Here is a 14,292-nt window from a genome sequence, read left to right on the forward strand (position 1 = left end):
AATGACCGGTGAAGCCGTACCCGTCCTGGTCGAGCGCTCCGCCGTGGTTCGGGCCGACGCCGCAACCGTGCACGCACTGATCGACGACTTTCGTCAGTGGGTGAAATGGTCGCCCTACGAGGGAGTCGATCCCGACCTGAAGCGCACCTACAGCGGTCCCGACGCCGGAGTCGGTGCCTCGTACTCGTGGTCGGGTAACCGCAAGGCAGGCGCGGGGACGATGACCATCACCGAGTCGATTCCCGAAGAACGCATCGTGCTCGACCTCGCGTTCACCAAGCCGTTCAAGAATCGGAACGTCACGGCGTTCCTACTCGAGCCCGTCGCGGACGGGACCCGAGTGACCTGGCGAATGTCAGGGAAGCAGAGCAAGCTGTTCGCTCTGATCGGAAAAGTGTTCTCGATGGACAAGCTGGTCGGTCCGGACTTCGAGAAGGGTCTCAGGCAGCTCGCCGCTGTGGCAGAGAAGTCCTGAGCAGCTCCTCGCGCCGATCCGCTTGCCCGCCCAACCAGCGCGCGAGAACCTGACATCCTGTCGAGTCGCCCTCGTACGGCTCGCGTGCGTACGCGATGTGTCGCCCGCCACCGGGATTGGCCCATTCGAATCGGTGCCAGCGCAACGACTGCGGTAGATAACCGGACACCTCGACCGCCGCGGTGCGGAGGCGTCGAACATCCTTCGCCCACTGCGAGGGTCGAAGGCGGGTTCGGGTCGCGTTCTGGAAGCTGTTGCTGCGCAACAGACTCCACAGCTCGCGTAGCCAGATTTTCGGGGTCCGGAACGACATCCATCGGGTGAGGTCCGCGATGTCACGGATCAGGCTGTCGTCGCTGGCGTTGCAGATCATGTCGGACTTCAGACCGATCCACTCGACCGGAATCGACTCGGGCAGAGCCGGACCCGCACCGGCGACGCCACGTCCGGTGCATCCGTCGACGGCACCTACCGGCTGCTGAGGATCCGATATAAGACCAGCGGCAACGATGCGGCTGCCGTCGATCGTTCCGGCGTGCACCAGACCGAGCACCTCGCGTACGACGGTCGCGCCCTGGGAGTACCCGATCAGGGCGATCGGTCCGCTGGTGCCCTCGATGGCGCGGCGCAGGCGTCTGACGCCGATGTCTGCGCTGTGTCGAAAGCACAGTCCGCCGAATGCAACCGGACCGTACGACGCCGGATAGCCGATCCACCGGCCGACGAACCGGTCGTCGAGCTCACCGACGACGCAGGCCAGCAGGCCCGTCACCCGCGTTCGGTGGTCGGACGGATGTGATTCTCCGGTACCTCCGACGGCGAGTACGGTGACCTTCTGCTGGCTCATGACTGTCAGTCTGGTGGGAGAACCTGAGCCCGACGCCCGACAAATGCTGAGAACTGTCTGGCAGTTCGGTCCCGGTCAGGCCAGAGCCGCGCGTACGTCCGCGAGAGCGTCGCGAAGGAGTGCCTCGTAGAGATCCGGGTCGGGTACGGCCGCGCTGTTGGAGGTGATTCCGACGGTGACGGTATCGCCGATGCCGTGCACTCCGTGGGTCAGGCTCATGGCCGGGGACAGGGCCGGGAAACCGGCGGTGAATCGGACGGAGCCGCCGCCGAACGTGAGGTCTGCGGCACCGCGCGAGACGCTGGAGACGACGGTGTTCCCGGTGACGGACGGAGGAACTGCGGTCGGATCGAACTGCGCGACGCCCCATTCGGCCAGAAATGCAGGCACGTGTGCTTCGACGGCGTCCTGTGACGCGCGGGCGGCCTCCGACAATGGATGGTTCGCGCGAGCACGACGCGCGGCCAGATCGGCCGATACGAGTCGACTGCGAGTGCGGATGTCGGGCTCGTCGGTGAACAGTCCGACACCGACGTTGCCGAAATTGTTTCGTGCGTCGGCTCGTGTGTCCCTCGCCAGCGTGACCTCGGCGGCAAGGTCCGGACCATCGCCGAGAAGCCGTTGCAGTGCAACCGACACTGCGGTCAGTACGAAAGTGGTGACGGTGGTGCCGGCGGACTGCAGGTCGGATTGCGGAAGCACGATGGTGCGCACCGACGTCCGGCCGGCGGGCGGCACGTCCAGGGCGGTCGGCGCGCGCGAGTGTGCGGGCGGAGGGATCTCACCCGAGTCGGTGCCTCGTCCGAGGCTCAGCGCGTCGCGTCGGGCACGGACGCCGCCGCGAACCATCTGTGCCAGTCGAAGCGGGACGGTCGCAGCGGCAACGATGGTGGATGCCTGCTCGAACACCGCGGGAGGCTCCGCCCGCGCGGAGGCCGGTGGAAGTGGGTGCGTACCGAACAGGTCGCGGGCAGTGCGAGCGGCCAGTGTTCCGTCGGCTGCCGCGTGCGAAAGCTGTAGCACGGCAACGACGGCCGCGCCGCCGGGAGCGTCGGCGATGTTCGGATACAGGTGCAGGCGCCACACGGACACTCGGGGATCGACCTGACGGGCGAACGATGCCGCAATCGCGTCGAGGCACTCCGGCCAGGTGCGCGGCGTTCGGTGGACGGAGATCGTGTCGGGGCGCGGGCCCGCCTCGGTCCAGCGGGGATAGTCGAGACCGAATGCGACGTCGGTGATGCGTCGACGCAGAACCTCGATGCGCCCGCTGCGCTCGTGCAGTCGTGGCATTTCGGCGTCGAGGCCCTCGGATCCGTTGTCGAAGCAGTACAGCAGAAACTGGTCGCTCGGAATTTTCGACGCCATCCAGTACGCGCGCGCATCGGCCGGATGCAGGCGCGTCGATCGGGGGCGGCGGTTGTCGGCTCGAGCGCGGGGCACACGATGAGCCTATGCGGCACACTGCGAACCGAGATTTTACGTACTGATCGGTCCCGTTCTGTGATCTGTCACCAGGACGGGCCGAGGACTTCTTCGGTTGCCTGGAGGTCTACCGGTGCCATCGGCGCTAGCCTGGTCCAATGCATCGACCAGCACTGTGGCCGCGACGCCGTGGCACCCCATGGCGGGTGTCGTGACGCCCAGAGTTGCTTCGGGTTATCGGGCAGGACTGCGTTCCTCGACCAATGCCGCCGCATCGGCCGACTTCGTCACCGACATCTCCTACACCGAGTACGGCTCTGCGGCCTGCACCCTCGGGGTGGCGGCGGACAACACGGTCTTCGTCGCGCCCGCGTTCACCGTCGACGGTGTCGGTGTACTGCGCTCGTCCGACTTCGGAAAGTCGTGGCGCGCATCGGTTCCCGAGGGGGTGCAGCAGAGTCGGAACCGACCCTATCTGTACTTCGACGACGTCGACGAGCGGCTGTTTCTGCACGCCGGCCGTTTCGACGCGGTGCCGCCCCACCCGCTGCGAACGGGCTTCACCCTCGGAGTCAGTGACGACCGGGGCGAAACCTGGCGCACCCGGAAAGTGGCATCGAAAGCGAGGATGGACGCCAAAGTATTTGCCGGACCGAGTAATTCACGGTCAGGGAGAGTTACGTATCTCTCCGCGCCCACGCCGTTCGCAGTACGGGTGCGGCCACTGATCAACGTCACCCGGCAGGTCATCTGGCGGTCCTTCGACGGCGGGGTGAAGTGGGAGGTGGCCGGTGGTTTCGACATCGATTCGAAGAACATCCCCGGGTTGCCGAGTCGGGAGTACGTCGCGTTCGGCAAGGGCGTCGTCGCCCCGGACGGCACGGTCTACATCGGCGGCCGTTACGGACGACGGTTCGCGGTGGCGGTCAGTCGCGACGAGGGCCTGACGTGGGACGTTCGGATGGTCCCCGGTTCGGCGCTGGCGAAATACCACAATGCAGTGCATTTTCTGCTGCTCGGATCGCGTTATCTGCTGCCGGAGTCGATGGCCGTCGACGACGACGGAAACGTGTACGCGGTGTGGCCGGACCGCGACGGGTTGCTGCATGCGGCCTGGTCCTCGGACGGTGCGGTGACGTGGTCGAGGCCGGTGGTGGTGTCGGCACCAGGGGTGCGCGACGCTCGCTTCGGCGCGATCACCGCCACCGGGTCCGGGCGAGTGGGCATCGCCTACTACGGACGTGAGAGGGGTCGTGCGTTCCACGGCTTCATCGCGCAGTGCCGCGACTTTCGTACCAGCGGCCCGGTGTTCGTCGGTGGAAAGTACAACGAACCCGACGCGCCGCTCTTTCCCTACGGGTTCTGCAGTGTCGTACCGGGTTTCGGCTCGAGGCGCTCACTCAACGAGATCGTTCGTGTGCATTTCGCCCCCAACGGTGACCTCGTGACCGGGGCGGCGATGCAGATGCGGGGAAGGAACAGGCAACGGCCGTGGGCGGCGCGATCGGAACACACCGAGATGCAGGCCGTCCTGGGCCGGTTGGGCCGAATCGTCAGCGCGTAGCAGCCGAAAGGCCCTGCAGCAGTGCGCTGCAGGGCCTTTCGTGATCGAGCGGAAACTCTAGGCGACGTTGATCATGCCGACGGTGGGGAAGAAGAAGCAGCTCTTGTCCGAACCGTCGAGGGCCTTGTGGTTCACGGTGCCGAACACCGCGGCGAGAACGGTTCCCGATCCGGTTTCGACGGGTACGGCGCGGGCACCGGCGGCAGGCAGCGAGTCGATCGCGCCGATGACGAACGGCCGAACGATGTCCTTCGCGGCGTCGGGTACGCCGGAGTTGGCGAGGATCGAGTCGGCGAGAGTGGTTGCCAAGCCGCCGAAGTCGGCGAATCCGCCCTTCAGGGTGTTGACGTTGAACCAGGCGACCTGCATCCCGGTCTTGTCTGCGGAATCGTTCACGATTCCGGCCGGGACGAACGCGAACATCGTCTCGCCCTTGTCGACGGCATTGAGCTCGGGAATCTCGATGGACGGCAGGAACGGCAAGGTGGGGATGGCCGGCGCGGTCAGCTGAGGCCACGGTCCGGCCGCTCCGCCTGCGACACCCGGAACGATGCCGAGGGGCGAGCCCGCCGTAGCGGCGCAGTTGATCGCTGCCGTGGGGTAGAAGAACGGCGTGATGCCGAAGTCGGTGAGGGCCTTGTTGGCCGCGTTCAGTGCGGCGAACGGATCGACGCTCGCGTCCTCGGCGACCGGGGTACGTGAGTCTGCGATTGCGGTCGCGGCGTCGAGTGAGGCACCACCCTGTCCCTGCAGTGCGGCGATCGCCTGCGCCAGCGGATCGGCCGGTGCCGGATCCGCTGCAGCAGTGGCGGGGACAGCGAGCAATGCCGCGCAGGAGAGCGCGAGCGCGCCGGCCAAACGGCTGAGGCGACGAGACATGTGTGACTCCTGTGACTGATGAGGCTTATGTTGCGTGTGCGCTGATACCACCACACATCATCTGGACGTCACAAGCTCAGCCGGAATCCGTTGTTCAATCGAGACGGTCCGAGCGACACAGTGCGCCGGCAGCTAGCCCACGTCGATGCCGAAGTCGCGCACGATCCCCTCGAGGCCCGAGGCGTAGCCCTGGCCGATGGCACGGAACTTCCATTCGGCCCCGCGGCGGTACAGCTCGCCGAACACCATCGCCGTCTCGGTCGAGGCGTCTTCGGTGAGGTCGAAGCGGGCGAGTTCGCGCCCGTCGGACTTGTCCAGCACGCGGATGAACGCGTTGACGACCTGGCCGAAGTTCTGGCCGAGGGCATCGGCGTTGTGAATGGACACCGGGAAGACGATGGAGTCGACGTCCGGGGTCAGGGCCGCCAGGTCGACATCGATGCTCTCGTCGTCGCCCTCACCTTCGCCGGTCCGGTTGTCTCCGGTGTGCTCGATGGCACCGTCGGGGGAGCGGAGGTTGTTGTAGAAGACGAAGTAGCTGTCGCTCAGCGCCTTCTTCGTCGTGCCGAGTCCGATAGCACTGGCGTCGAGGTCGAAGTCGCCGCCGGTGGTGGCACGGACATCCCAGCCGAGACCCACGCTGACGGCGGTCAGGTTCGGTGCTTCTTTGGTCAGCGAGACATTTCCACCCTTGGCAAGCGTTACGCCCATGTCCATCCACTCCTCAGCGCGTTCGTCCGTGCATCGTCCACTCCACCATATTCATGTTCGAGATCTCGGTGCTCGAGGTGCACGTGTGAAGCCGGAGGGGAACGTGGTGGGTGTGAGCAGTGGGGCTGGCGGTACCGATGGGATTGTGGTGGGATACGACAAACGGTGAAAGATAGCAGTGGTTGTGCGATTTCTCGGGTAGGCGCGCCGCAGCGATCGAACGACGATGGAGATTTCTGTGCAGGTTTCGCGACGTGAGTTGTTCAAGTACGCCGCCGCGGGGTCCGCGGCCGCCGTCGGATTGGTTGCGTTGGGAACGGCGACCGCGCACGCCGACGCCGGGCTCGGCACCCTCGTCGACTACTCGGGTGGGGTGCCGTCGGCAGCGGCCATCAAGGCGGCCGGTCACCTCGGGGCCGTTCGGTACGTCTCCGATCGGCGACCGGATGCGAACTGGATGATCGGCAAGCCGATGCGCAAGTCCGAGGCCGACTCGCTGACGTCCGCAGGGCTGGAAGTGGTCTCGAACTATCAGTTCGGCAAGGGGGCCACGTCCGATTGGCGTGGCGGGTATGCGGCGGGTGTCAAGCATGCAGAACGGGGACTCGAACTCCACCTCGCCGCCGGTGGTCCGACGGACCGCCCGATCTACGCATCGATCGACGACAACCCCACCGCCGTGGAGTTCGCAACTCTGATCGCGCCGTACATCCTGGGCTGGCAATCGGTGATCGGAGCCGAGAACACGGGGATCTACGCCAACTCACCGACCATCGAATTGGCCTCGGTCGCCGGACTCGGCCAGTGGTATTGGCAGCACAATTGGGGAACACCCAAGGGCTTCGTTCACCCCGACGCTCACATTCATCAGATTCGAATCGACAAGGATTTCGTGGGCGGCGTCAAGGTCGACATCAACAACATTCTGAAAGCCGACTACGGGCAGTGGTCGAAATCCGAGGCGAACATTCTCTGAAATAACATCGATGTAATTCATTCGGGCAATTCTCGAATGCAACGCATCGTTGTTTTCGGAATTCGCCCGAATCGACAATTTCGCCCCCGGCTTCCGATGAAGCCGGGGGCGAAACTGTCGGTGGAGCAGATACGAGCTACGGAACGTAGACCGTACCGATGGTGGGCAGGAAGGTGCAGCTGCGCGGAGCTGCGGCCGGATCTTCCTTCGACTGCGTGGTGATCGAACCGGAGATCACCGAGAGGACGCGCCCGGGGCCGGTGTCGGCGATCGCGGACAGCGTTGCCGGACCGTCGGTGTTGATCATGGCCGCGCCGGTCAGGTCCTGCGTTCCCGAGCGACGGTTGTCGATGTTGAGCCACGTCACCGTCAGCGGAGCTGCCTGCTGCGCAGCGACGGGCGCAGTGCCGAGGGCGGTGAAGACGAAGCCGGCCTGTCCTGCACCGGGTCCGGGAGGCGGCAGGGTGGCCGGTCCCGGTACGGCGAGGGCGGTTCCGACGGAATCGGCGGTGTCCGAAATGCATCCCTTGCCGAGCGTCGGGTAGAGGAACTGGGCGATGACGGGTCCGTCCGACGGCAGTTCGGGTCCGCCGCCGCCGGAGCCGTCCAGGAAGGTGATGACCCGTTCGAGCAGTGCCTTGACCTGGTCCGGGAGCTGTGCGGTTTCCAGCAGGGTGCGGGCCTGACCGAGCAGGTCCGCCGCCGGAGCAGCTCCCACGTCGGCAGGTCCGGCTGCGGCACCGAGAATGGCCGGTGCGAACGAGGCGAGTGCTTCGACGTCGGCCAGGTTCGGCATCGGCTCACCGGGGGCGGGGAGGAACTGAGCGATCAGAGCAGCGGGATCGGCCGGCGCTGCGGGCAGATCTGCCGGTGCCATCGGCACCAACGGCTGTGCGGATGCGCTGGTCGGCACGACGAGTGCGGCGGCTGCGGCTACGGCCAAGGCTGTAACTACGCGACGCGTTCCGCGGGTACGAAGCACGGTGATATTCCCCATTCTGATCATGACGCGGGCCCACGGCGACAGCCGGTGCTCGAGGGGTCACTCTATGTAGCGCAATCCCCGATGTACAGCTGTTGTCGGTGGAGCCCTCCCCCGTCGCATCTTTGCCAGGGCAGTCTATTGGTCACACGCTGCGAATTCTCCGCAGACGCACACGATAACCTGTTACTGAAGTTATCAGTGTGAAAGGTGATGCAAATGTTACTCCGGTGCGCAGGCGGTTGGGGCGCATGAGCGGAGCCCTATAAGCTCGACGACCGATACACCGCATCGATACCGAACGGAACCGCACGCACAGTGAACCGACTTGTTCGGCTGGCCCCCGTTCTGCTCGCGGTCTCGGTGCTGAGCCGCTTCGTCTGGGCCTTCGCGACGCCCAACGGAATGAACCTCGTGGACCTCCACGTCTACGTCGACGGCTCCGCGGCACTGCTCGGCGGCAATCTGTACGACTACACGTATTCGGTACAGACCCCGGACTTCCCGCTCCCGTTCACGTACCCGCCGTTCGCCGCGCTGGTGTTCTTCCCGCTGCACTATCTGCCGTTCACGGTGATCGGCGTCCTGTGGCAAGCCGCGACCATGATCGCGCTGTTCGCCGTGGCGAGGCTGACGCTGTCGATGGTCCTCGGCGACGAGCGCGCCGCCGAGGCGCGCTGGGTGCGTATCGCAATGCTGTGGACCGCGCTGGGGCTGTGGTCCGAACCCGTACGGACGACACTCGACTACGGCCAGGTCAATGTATTCCTGGTGCTGCTGGCAATTCTCGCGGTACGCAGCAGCAGGTGGTGGGTGGCAGGCGGACTGGTCGGCTTCGCCGCCGGAATCAAGCTGACCCCGGCCATCACCGGTCTGTACTTCCTGGCCACCCGGCGATGGAAGGCCGCAGCGTTCTCGGCTGTGGCCTTCGCCCTCTCCGTCGCGGTCAGTTACGCAGCACTCGGACATCAGGCGGCCACGTACTTCACCACGCTTCTCGGCGATGCCGACCGCATCGGCCCCGTCGGCTCGGTCTGGAATCAGTCTCTGCGTGGTGCGCTCAGTCGGATCGCGGGGGAGGACGTCGGGCAGGGACCACTGTGGATCGTTGCCGCCGTCGTCGCGACGGGGCTTGCGATCGCGGCATGGCGTGCGATCGGACGCGAAGACCATCTGGGCACGCTGGTGATCGTGCAACTGTTCGGCCTGCTGATCTCACCGATCTCGTGGTCGCATCACTGGATCTGGGTGATCCCGATGGTGATCTGGCTGGTGCACGGCCCCCTGCGTGACGTCGCCGGGGCGAAGATCGTCGCGGGCTACTGGTTGGTGACGGTGACCGTTGGGGTGCCGTGGCTGCTCAGCTTCTTCCAGGAATCGATCTGGACCATCCCTCGTCCCGCACTGGAGGCATGGGCAGGCGCCGTGGACGTCGTCGGAGCAGCGCTGTTCCTCGGCTGGGTGGTCTACGCCGGGCGAGTCAGGAAGGCGCGGTCAGTGCATCGATCCGACGCGCCAGATCCACATCCTTCTGTGTGAGCCCGCCGGCACTGTGTGTCGAGAGGGTGAACGTGAGCGTCCGCCATCTGATGTCGATGTCGGGGTGATGGTCCGCTTCCTCCGCGGCCTCGGCCACGCGGTTCACCGCCTCGATGGCAGCCGGAAACGACGCCAGTTCGACGGTGCGCGTCAGGGATTTCCCGACCACGGTCCATTCGTCGAGCCGGGCGTCCTCGATGTCGCGATCGGTCAGCAGTTCGGTCATAGAAAGATGGTGGCATGTCCGGTACCCCCATCGCTGTGGTTGTCGCAGCCGCGTTGACGCACGACGGCAGGCTGCTGCTCGCGCAACGAACCCGTCCGCCCGAGCTGGCGGGTCTGTGGGAACTGCCCGGCGGCAAGGTCGAGCCCGGCGAGTCCGAGGAGGCGGCCCTGGTGCGCGAGTTGCGGGAGGAACTGGGAGTCGAGTGCTCGGTCGGAGCGGCGCTGAGCGGCGACGTCGATCTTGCGGGCGGGCTGGTGCTGCGCGCCTACCGGGCCTCGCTCGTCTCGGGAATGCCTGCAGCGCTGGAGCATTCGGCCCTGCGGTGGGTGGATGCGGAGACGCTGCCGACCATGGATCTCGTCGATGCGGACCGGCTTTGGCTGCCCGAACTGCTGGAGATCCTGCTCACTTCGCCCGGGCGGTCTTGAGGCCCTTCTTCAGGTCCTTCTTGGTTGCCCCCGCCGATTCGAGTTTCTTCATTCGCATGATGACCACGGGGCATTTGATGCACCGAACCTTCTTGCGACAGCATTTTTTCTTGGGCTTCATCCCCGAGACATCTGCTGCCTTTATCTTGCCCATGAGCACCAAGACTAATGGGTGGCGCAGGTCACAGACCTGAGGGTGGCGCGGGGTACCGTCGGACTACGGGTAAACTCGATCAGTCGCGAGAACCTCGCGGTGCAGCGCGCTTCTCTAGCGACATAAGCCCGCTAGCGAACAAGAGCCCGCATTCGACTCCAGGAGAATTTTTCGCGTGAGCGCCCCAAGCAGTGCAGACAACATCGACAGCACCACCACTTTTCGCAACGTAGCCATCGTTGCACACGTCGACCACGGCAAGACCACCCTGGTCGACGCCATGCTCCGGCAGTCAGGCGCGTTCGAGGAACGTGCCGAAGCGATCGACCGCGTCATGGACTCGGGTGACCTCGAAAAAGAAAAAGGCATCACGATCCTGGCCAAGAACACGGCCGTTCACAAGCGCAACGCCGACGGCACGATCACCGTCATCAACGTGATCGACACCCCCGGCCACGCCGACTTCGGCGGCGAGGTCGAACGAGGCCTGTCCATGGTCGACGGCGTCGTCCTTCTCGTCGACGCTTCCGAGGGCCCGCTCCCGCAGACCCGCTTCGTCCTGCGCAAGGCGCTCGCCGCCTCGCTCCCGGTGATCCTGGTCGTGAACAAGACCGACCGTCCCGACGCGCGCATCGAAGAGGTCGTCTCGGAGAGCCACGATCTGCTCCTCGACCTCGCGTCCGACCTCGACGACGAAGCGTCCGAGGCCGCCGAGCTCGCACTCGATCTCCCCGTTCTGTACGCCTCCGGCCGTGAGGGCAAGGCGTCGCGTGTTCAGCCCGAGAACGGCCACGCGCCCGACGCCGAGAACCTCGACGAGCTGTTCGAGGTACTCCTCAACTACGTCCCCGCGCCCAAGGGCAACGTCGACGCACCGCTGCAGGCCCACGTCACCAACCTCGACGCGTCTGCCTTCCTCGGCCGCCTCGCCCTGGTGCGTATCCACAACGGCCAGCTCTCCAAGGGCCAGACCGTGAGCTGGATGCGCGAGGTCGACGGCGAACCCGTCGTCCAGAAGGCCAAGATCACCGAGCTGCTCAACACCATCGGCGTCGAGCGCGTCCCCGGTGAGCGCGGCGTCGCAGGCGACATCGTCGCCGTCGCGGGCTTCCCGGACATCATGATCGGCGACACCCTCGCAGATCTGGAGGATCCGGTCGCGCTGCCTCGCATCACCGTCGACCAGCCGGCCATCTCCGTCACCATCGGCACCAACACGAGCCCGCTCGTCGGTCGCGTCAGCGGCCACAAGCTCACCTCGCGCATGGTCAAGAGCCGTCTGGACCAGGAGCTCATCGGTAACGTCTCGCTCAAGGTTCTCGACATCGGTCGCCCCGATGCCTGGGAGGTCCAGGGTCGTGGCGAGCTGGCGCTGGCCATCCTCGTCGAGCAGATGCGTCGCGAAGGCTTCGAGCTCACCGTCGGCAAGCCCCAGGTGGTCACCAAGCAGGTCGACGGCAAGCTGCACGAGCCCTTCGAAGAGCTCACCGTCGACACACCGGAGGAGTACCTCGGCGCGGTCACTCAGTTGCTCGCAGCTCGCAAGGGCAAGATGGTGCAGATGACGAACCACGGCGCAGGCTGGGTTCGCATGGAGTTCATCGTTCCCTCGCGTGGCCTGATCGGTTTCCGCACCGATTTCCTCACCGAGACTCGCGGCACCGGTATCGCCAACGCAGTCTTCCACGGATACGCACCGTGGGCAGGCGAGATCCGCGCCCGCCACACCGGCTCGCTCGTCTCGGACCGTAACGGCACCGTCACTCCGTTCGCGATGATCCAGCTGGCCGACCGCGGCACGTTCTTCGTCGAGCCGGGTGCGGACACCTACGAGGGCATGGTCGTGGGCATCAATCCGCGTCAGGAAGACCTCGACATCAACGTCACCCGCGAGAAGAAGCTGACCAACATGCGTCAGTCCTCCGCAGACGTCATGGAGACCCTGGCCAAGCCCAAGAAGCTCGACCTGGAAATGGCGATGGAGTTCTGTGCAGGCGACGAGTGCGTGGAGGTGACCCCCGAGGTCGTCCGCGTCCGCAAGGTGCACCTCGATTCCAACGAGCGCGCCCGCGAGCGTTCGCGTAGCAAGACTCGCGACAAGGCTGCTCTGTAAGACTCACTTCGTGCGGCAGAAGCGACGTGTCACCCTCATGGGGCGCGTCGCTTCTGTCGCAGAAGTAGCCGACTACCAAGGAGATCCTCGTTGCGCAAGGTGCTGATGCCGACGGTTCTGGTTTCTGCCATCGCTCTGGCTCTCACCGCGTGCACTGCGGATCCGCCGCCCCCCATCGAGAGTGTCGAGACTCCGGTCAGCACGACGATGGTTCCGGCCGAGACCGGTGATCCGGTCGTCGTCGCCATCGACGACGTCGGTATCGGGTTCAATCCACATCTTCTGGCGGATCAGTCGCCCGCGACGGCCGCGGTGAGTTCACTGGTTCTGCCCAGCCCGTTCCGCCCGGTCAGGAACCCCGACACCGGGGTGACCACCTGGGAGCCGGACCTGTCCTTGCTGCTCTCGGCCGAGGTGACGTCGCAATCGCCGTTCACCATCCGCTACCAGCTGCGCAACGAGGCCCAGTGGTCAGACAGCGCGCCGATCGCCGCCGAGGATTTCCGCTACCTGTGGCAGCAGATGATCACCCAGCCCGGTGTCGTCGATCCGGCGGGGTACGCCCTGATCAGCGACGTTGCGTCCTCGGGCGGTGGCAAAACGGTCGACGTGACGCTCTCGTCGCCGTATCCGGCCTGGCAGCGACTGTTCGCCGATCTGGTGCCCTCGCACCTGCTCAAGGACTCACCGGGCGGTTTCCAGGGGGGCCTGACGGACAACGTGCCGGTCTCGGGTTCGCGGTTCAACATCAAGACCGTCGACCGGGGGCGCGACGAGATCCTGCTCGAACGCAACGATCGATTCTGGGACCGACCGGCATCACCGGACCAGATCCTCATCCGCCGCGCAGGAACCTCTGCGCAGCTGGCCGATTCGCTGCGGTCCAGTGACGCTCAGATCGCTCAGGTTCGCGGGGGCTCGGCGCTGCGGGCGCAGCTCTCCGCAATTCCCGGAGTGCGAACCGACACCGTCAGGCAGTCACGTGTGCTGTCGATGACGATCAACGGTCGAGCTCCTAACATGTCCGATTCTGCTGTGCGGCAAGGGATATTCGGTCTGCTCGATCCGAACCTGCTGGCCACGGTCGGAGCAGGCGGCGGCGCGACCGATCGCCGGGCGGCTGCGCAGCTGTCCTCGCCGTCCGACCCCGGCTACTCCGCGACCGCGCCCGCCCCCATCGGCAAGACCGCTGCCCTCGATCTACTCGGTCGGGCCGGGTTCGTGCCGACACCCGATGCCGTGGTGACCTCGACACCGAATCCGAGCGCACCGACCACCGCGGCTCCGACGACGAGTCCCGCCCCGAGTGCGACGGGCGCTCCTCGGTCGCCCGTCACCCGCCTTGCCGACGCGACCGGCACCGCGTTGCGGTTCGTGATCGGTGCGGTCGAGAACGACGACATCGCGCTCGCGGTCGCCGGGACCGCCGCCGACGAACTCGTCGGCGCGGGCATCGACGCCACCGTCACCCCACTGCCTGCCGACGAACTGTATTCGACGGCGTTGACCGACGGGACCGTCGACGCGGTCGTGGGATGGACCAGCGCCGGGGTCGACCCCGCCACGGCCCTCGCCTCACGATTCGGCTGCGTCGACGCAGCGGCCGACGGCAGTGGCGACGGCGTCGAGGTGCTGCGCAACCTGTCCGGCCTGTGCGTTCCGGAACTGCAACCGACGATCGACAGGGCACTGGTGAGCGGTCTCGACCCCACCGTGGCCAGGAACGAGGTCGAGCCCGAACTGTGGTCGCTGGCGTCGACCCTGCCGATCATGCAGGACTCGTCCGTGGTGGCCGCCGTTCCCGGCATCACCGGCGTCTCGTTGACCGGCCCGGTGGAGGTCGGGATCTTCGCCGATGCGTCGCAGTGGATACGGACACCCCGATGACCGAACCCGGCGAGACCGACGACAACGACACAGCGAGCGACACAGCGATGACGAACGATTCGACGAGCGAGCAGACGATGCCGGAG

The 14,292-nt window shown here is 65.9% G+C and carries 14 protein-coding genes; 7 read left to right on the plus strand and 7 right to left on the minus strand.

Going from position 1 to position 14,292, the window contains the following annotated elements:
* Position 1: 1 nt before the first annotated feature.
* A complete protein-coding gene (locus CH276_RS21880) occupies positions 2-475 on the plus strand; it encodes an SRPBCC family protein (protein WP_094629572.1) in 474 nt (157 codons plus the stop codon).
* Here CH276_RS21880 and CH276_RS21885 read toward each other — a convergent pair.
* Together CH276_RS21885 and CH276_RS21890 are read right to left on the minus strand one after the other, a co-directional pair.
* Positions 441-1,322 (minus strand): PE-PPE domain-containing protein, encoded by an 882-nt coding sequence (locus CH276_RS21885; RefSeq protein WP_094629573.1) that lies wholly within the window; start codon positions 1,320-1,322, stop codon positions 441-443. The genes CH276_RS21880 and CH276_RS21885 overlap by 35 nt on opposite strands.
* A 75-nt stretch (positions 1,323-1,397) precedes the next feature.
* Positions 1,398-2,765 carry a WS/DGAT domain-containing protein gene (locus CH276_RS21890; protein WP_254924009.1) on the minus strand — a complete coding sequence of 456 codons (1,368 nt, stop codon included), beginning with the start codon at positions 2,763-2,765 and terminating at the stop codon, positions 1,398-1,400.
* Positions 2,766-2,880: 115 nt separating this feature from the next.
* On the opposite strand from CH276_RS21890, the gene CH276_RS21895 reads away from it, so the two are divergent.
* Complete coding sequence (locus tag CH276_RS21895; protein WP_141214766.1) at positions 2,881-4,311, plus strand: sialidase family protein; 1,431 nt, start codon at positions 2,881-2,883, stop codon at positions 4,309-4,311.
* A 57-nt stretch (positions 4,312-4,368) separates the two neighbouring features.
* Here CH276_RS21895 and CH276_RS21900 read toward each other — a convergent pair whose 3' ends face one another.
* Together CH276_RS21900 and CH276_RS21905 are read right to left on the minus strand one after the other, a co-directional pair.
* Positions 4,369-5,190 (minus strand): hypothetical protein, encoded by an 822-nt coding sequence (locus tag CH276_RS21900; RefSeq protein ID WP_032394060.1) that lies wholly within the window; start codon positions 5,188-5,190, stop codon positions 4,369-4,371.
* 132 nt (positions 5,191-5,322) lie between these two features.
* Positions 5,323-5,901, minus strand: a complete 579-nt coding sequence (locus CH276_RS21905) for a TerD family protein (RefSeq protein WP_094629695.1) — start codon at positions 5,899-5,901, stop codon at positions 5,323-5,325.
* Between the two features lie 226 nt (positions 5,902-6,127).
* On the opposite strand from CH276_RS21905, the gene CH276_RS21910 reads away from it, so the two are divergent.
* Positions 6,128-6,877: a DUF1906 domain-containing protein gene (locus CH276_RS21910; RefSeq protein WP_032394061.1), complete on the plus strand. Its 750-nt coding sequence runs from the start codon at positions 6,128-6,130 to the stop codon at positions 6,875-6,877.
* 136 nt (positions 6,878-7,013) lie between these two features.
* Here the strand turns inward: CH276_RS21910 and CH276_RS21915 are convergent, their stop codons facing one another.
* The gene (locus CH276_RS21915) at positions 7,014-7,874 is read right to left on the minus strand and encodes an Rv1157c family protein (protein WP_052049291.1); all 861 of its coding nucleotides are present in this window, start codon (positions 7,872-7,874) and stop codon (positions 7,014-7,016) included.
* 303 nt (positions 7,875-8,177) lie between these two features.
* Between CH276_RS21915 and CH276_RS21920 the strand changes: the two genes are divergently transcribed.
* On the plus strand, positions 8,178-9,398 hold the full coding sequence (locus CH276_RS21920) for a mannosyltransferase (RefSeq protein ID WP_052049269.1): 1,221 nt from the start codon (positions 8,178-8,180) through the stop codon (positions 9,396-9,398).
* Here the strand turns inward: CH276_RS21920 and CH276_RS21925 are convergent.
* On the minus strand, positions 9,340-9,624 hold the full coding sequence (locus CH276_RS21925; RefSeq protein ID WP_032394064.1) for a 4a-hydroxytetrahydrobiopterin dehydratase: 285 nt from the start codon (positions 9,622-9,624) through the stop codon (positions 9,340-9,342). The genes CH276_RS21920 and CH276_RS21925 overlap by 59 nt on opposite strands.
* A gap of 14 nt (positions 9,625-9,638) precedes the next feature.
* Here CH276_RS21925 and CH276_RS21930 point away from each other — a divergent pair, with 14 nt between their 5' ends.
* On the plus strand, positions 9,639-10,052 hold the full coding sequence (locus tag CH276_RS21930; protein ID WP_094629575.1) for a (deoxy)nucleoside triphosphate pyrophosphohydrolase: 414 nt from the start codon (positions 9,639-9,641) through the stop codon (positions 10,050-10,052).
* Here the strand turns inward: CH276_RS21930 and CH276_RS28560 are convergent.
* Complete coding sequence (locus CH276_RS28560) at positions 10,030-10,206, minus strand: hypothetical protein (RefSeq protein ID WP_094609726.1); 177 nt, start codon at positions 10,204-10,206, stop codon at positions 10,030-10,032. The two genes, CH276_RS21930 and CH276_RS28560, sit on opposite strands and share 23 nt — an antisense overlap.
* 175 nt (positions 10,207-10,381) lie before the next feature.
* Here CH276_RS28560 and typA point away from each other — a divergent pair, with 175 nt between their 5' ends.
* A complete protein-coding gene (gene typA / locus CH276_RS21940; protein WP_032394066.1) occupies positions 10,382-12,319 on the plus strand; it encodes a translational GTPase TypA in 1,938 nt (645 codons plus the stop codon).
* Between the two features lie 105 nt (positions 12,320-12,424).
* Positions 12,425-14,206 (plus strand): ABC transporter family substrate-binding protein, encoded by a 1,782-nt coding sequence (locus CH276_RS21945; protein WP_094629576.1) that lies wholly within the window; start codon positions 12,425-12,427, stop codon positions 14,204-14,206.
* Positions 14,207-14,292 lie beyond the last annotated feature (86 nt).

The organism is Rhodococcus sp. 06-470-2, assembly GCF_002258235.1.
Taxonomy (GTDB): Bacteria; Actinomycetota; Actinomycetes; order Mycobacteriales; family Mycobacteriaceae; genus Rhodococcoides.

Coding starts and splice junctions, on each gene's coding strand:
- CH276_RS21945 (WP_094629576.1), top strand. CDS start 12,425: ATGCCGACGGTTCTGGTTTCTGCCATCGCTCTGGCTCTCACCGCGTGC.
- CH276_RS28560 (WP_094609726.1), bottom strand. CDS start 10,206: ATGGGCAAGATAAAGGCAGCAGATGTCTCGGGGATGAAGCCCAAGAAA.
- CH276_RS21880 (WP_094629572.1), top strand. CDS start 2: ATGACCGGTGAAGCCGTACCCGTCCTGGTCGAGCGCTCCGCCGTGGTT.
- CH276_RS21885 (WP_094629573.1), bottom strand. CDS start 1,322: ATGAGCCAGCAGAAGGTCACCGTACTCGCCGTCGGAGGTACCGGAGAA.
- CH276_RS21915 (WP_052049291.1), bottom strand. CDS start 7,874: ATGGGGAATATCACCGTGCTTCGTACCCGCGGAACGCGTCGCGTAGTT.
- CH276_RS21925 (WP_032394064.1), bottom strand. CDS start 9,624: ATGACCGAACTGCTGACCGATCGCGACATCGAGGACGCCCGGCTCGAC.
- CH276_RS21930 (WP_094629575.1), top strand. CDS start 9,639: ATGTCCGGTACCCCCATCGCTGTGGTTGTCGCAGCCGCGTTGACGCAC.
- CH276_RS21910 (WP_032394061.1), top strand. CDS start 6,128: ATGGAGATTTCTGTGCAGGTTTCGCGACGTGAGTTGTTCAAGTACGCC.
- CH276_RS21905 (WP_094629695.1), bottom strand. CDS start 5,901: ATGGGCGTAACGCTTGCCAAGGGTGGAAATGTCTCGCTGACCAAAGAA.
- CH276_RS21900 (WP_032394060.1), bottom strand. CDS start 5,190: ATGTCTCGTCGCCTCAGCCGTTTGGCCGGCGCGCTCGCGCTCTCCTGC.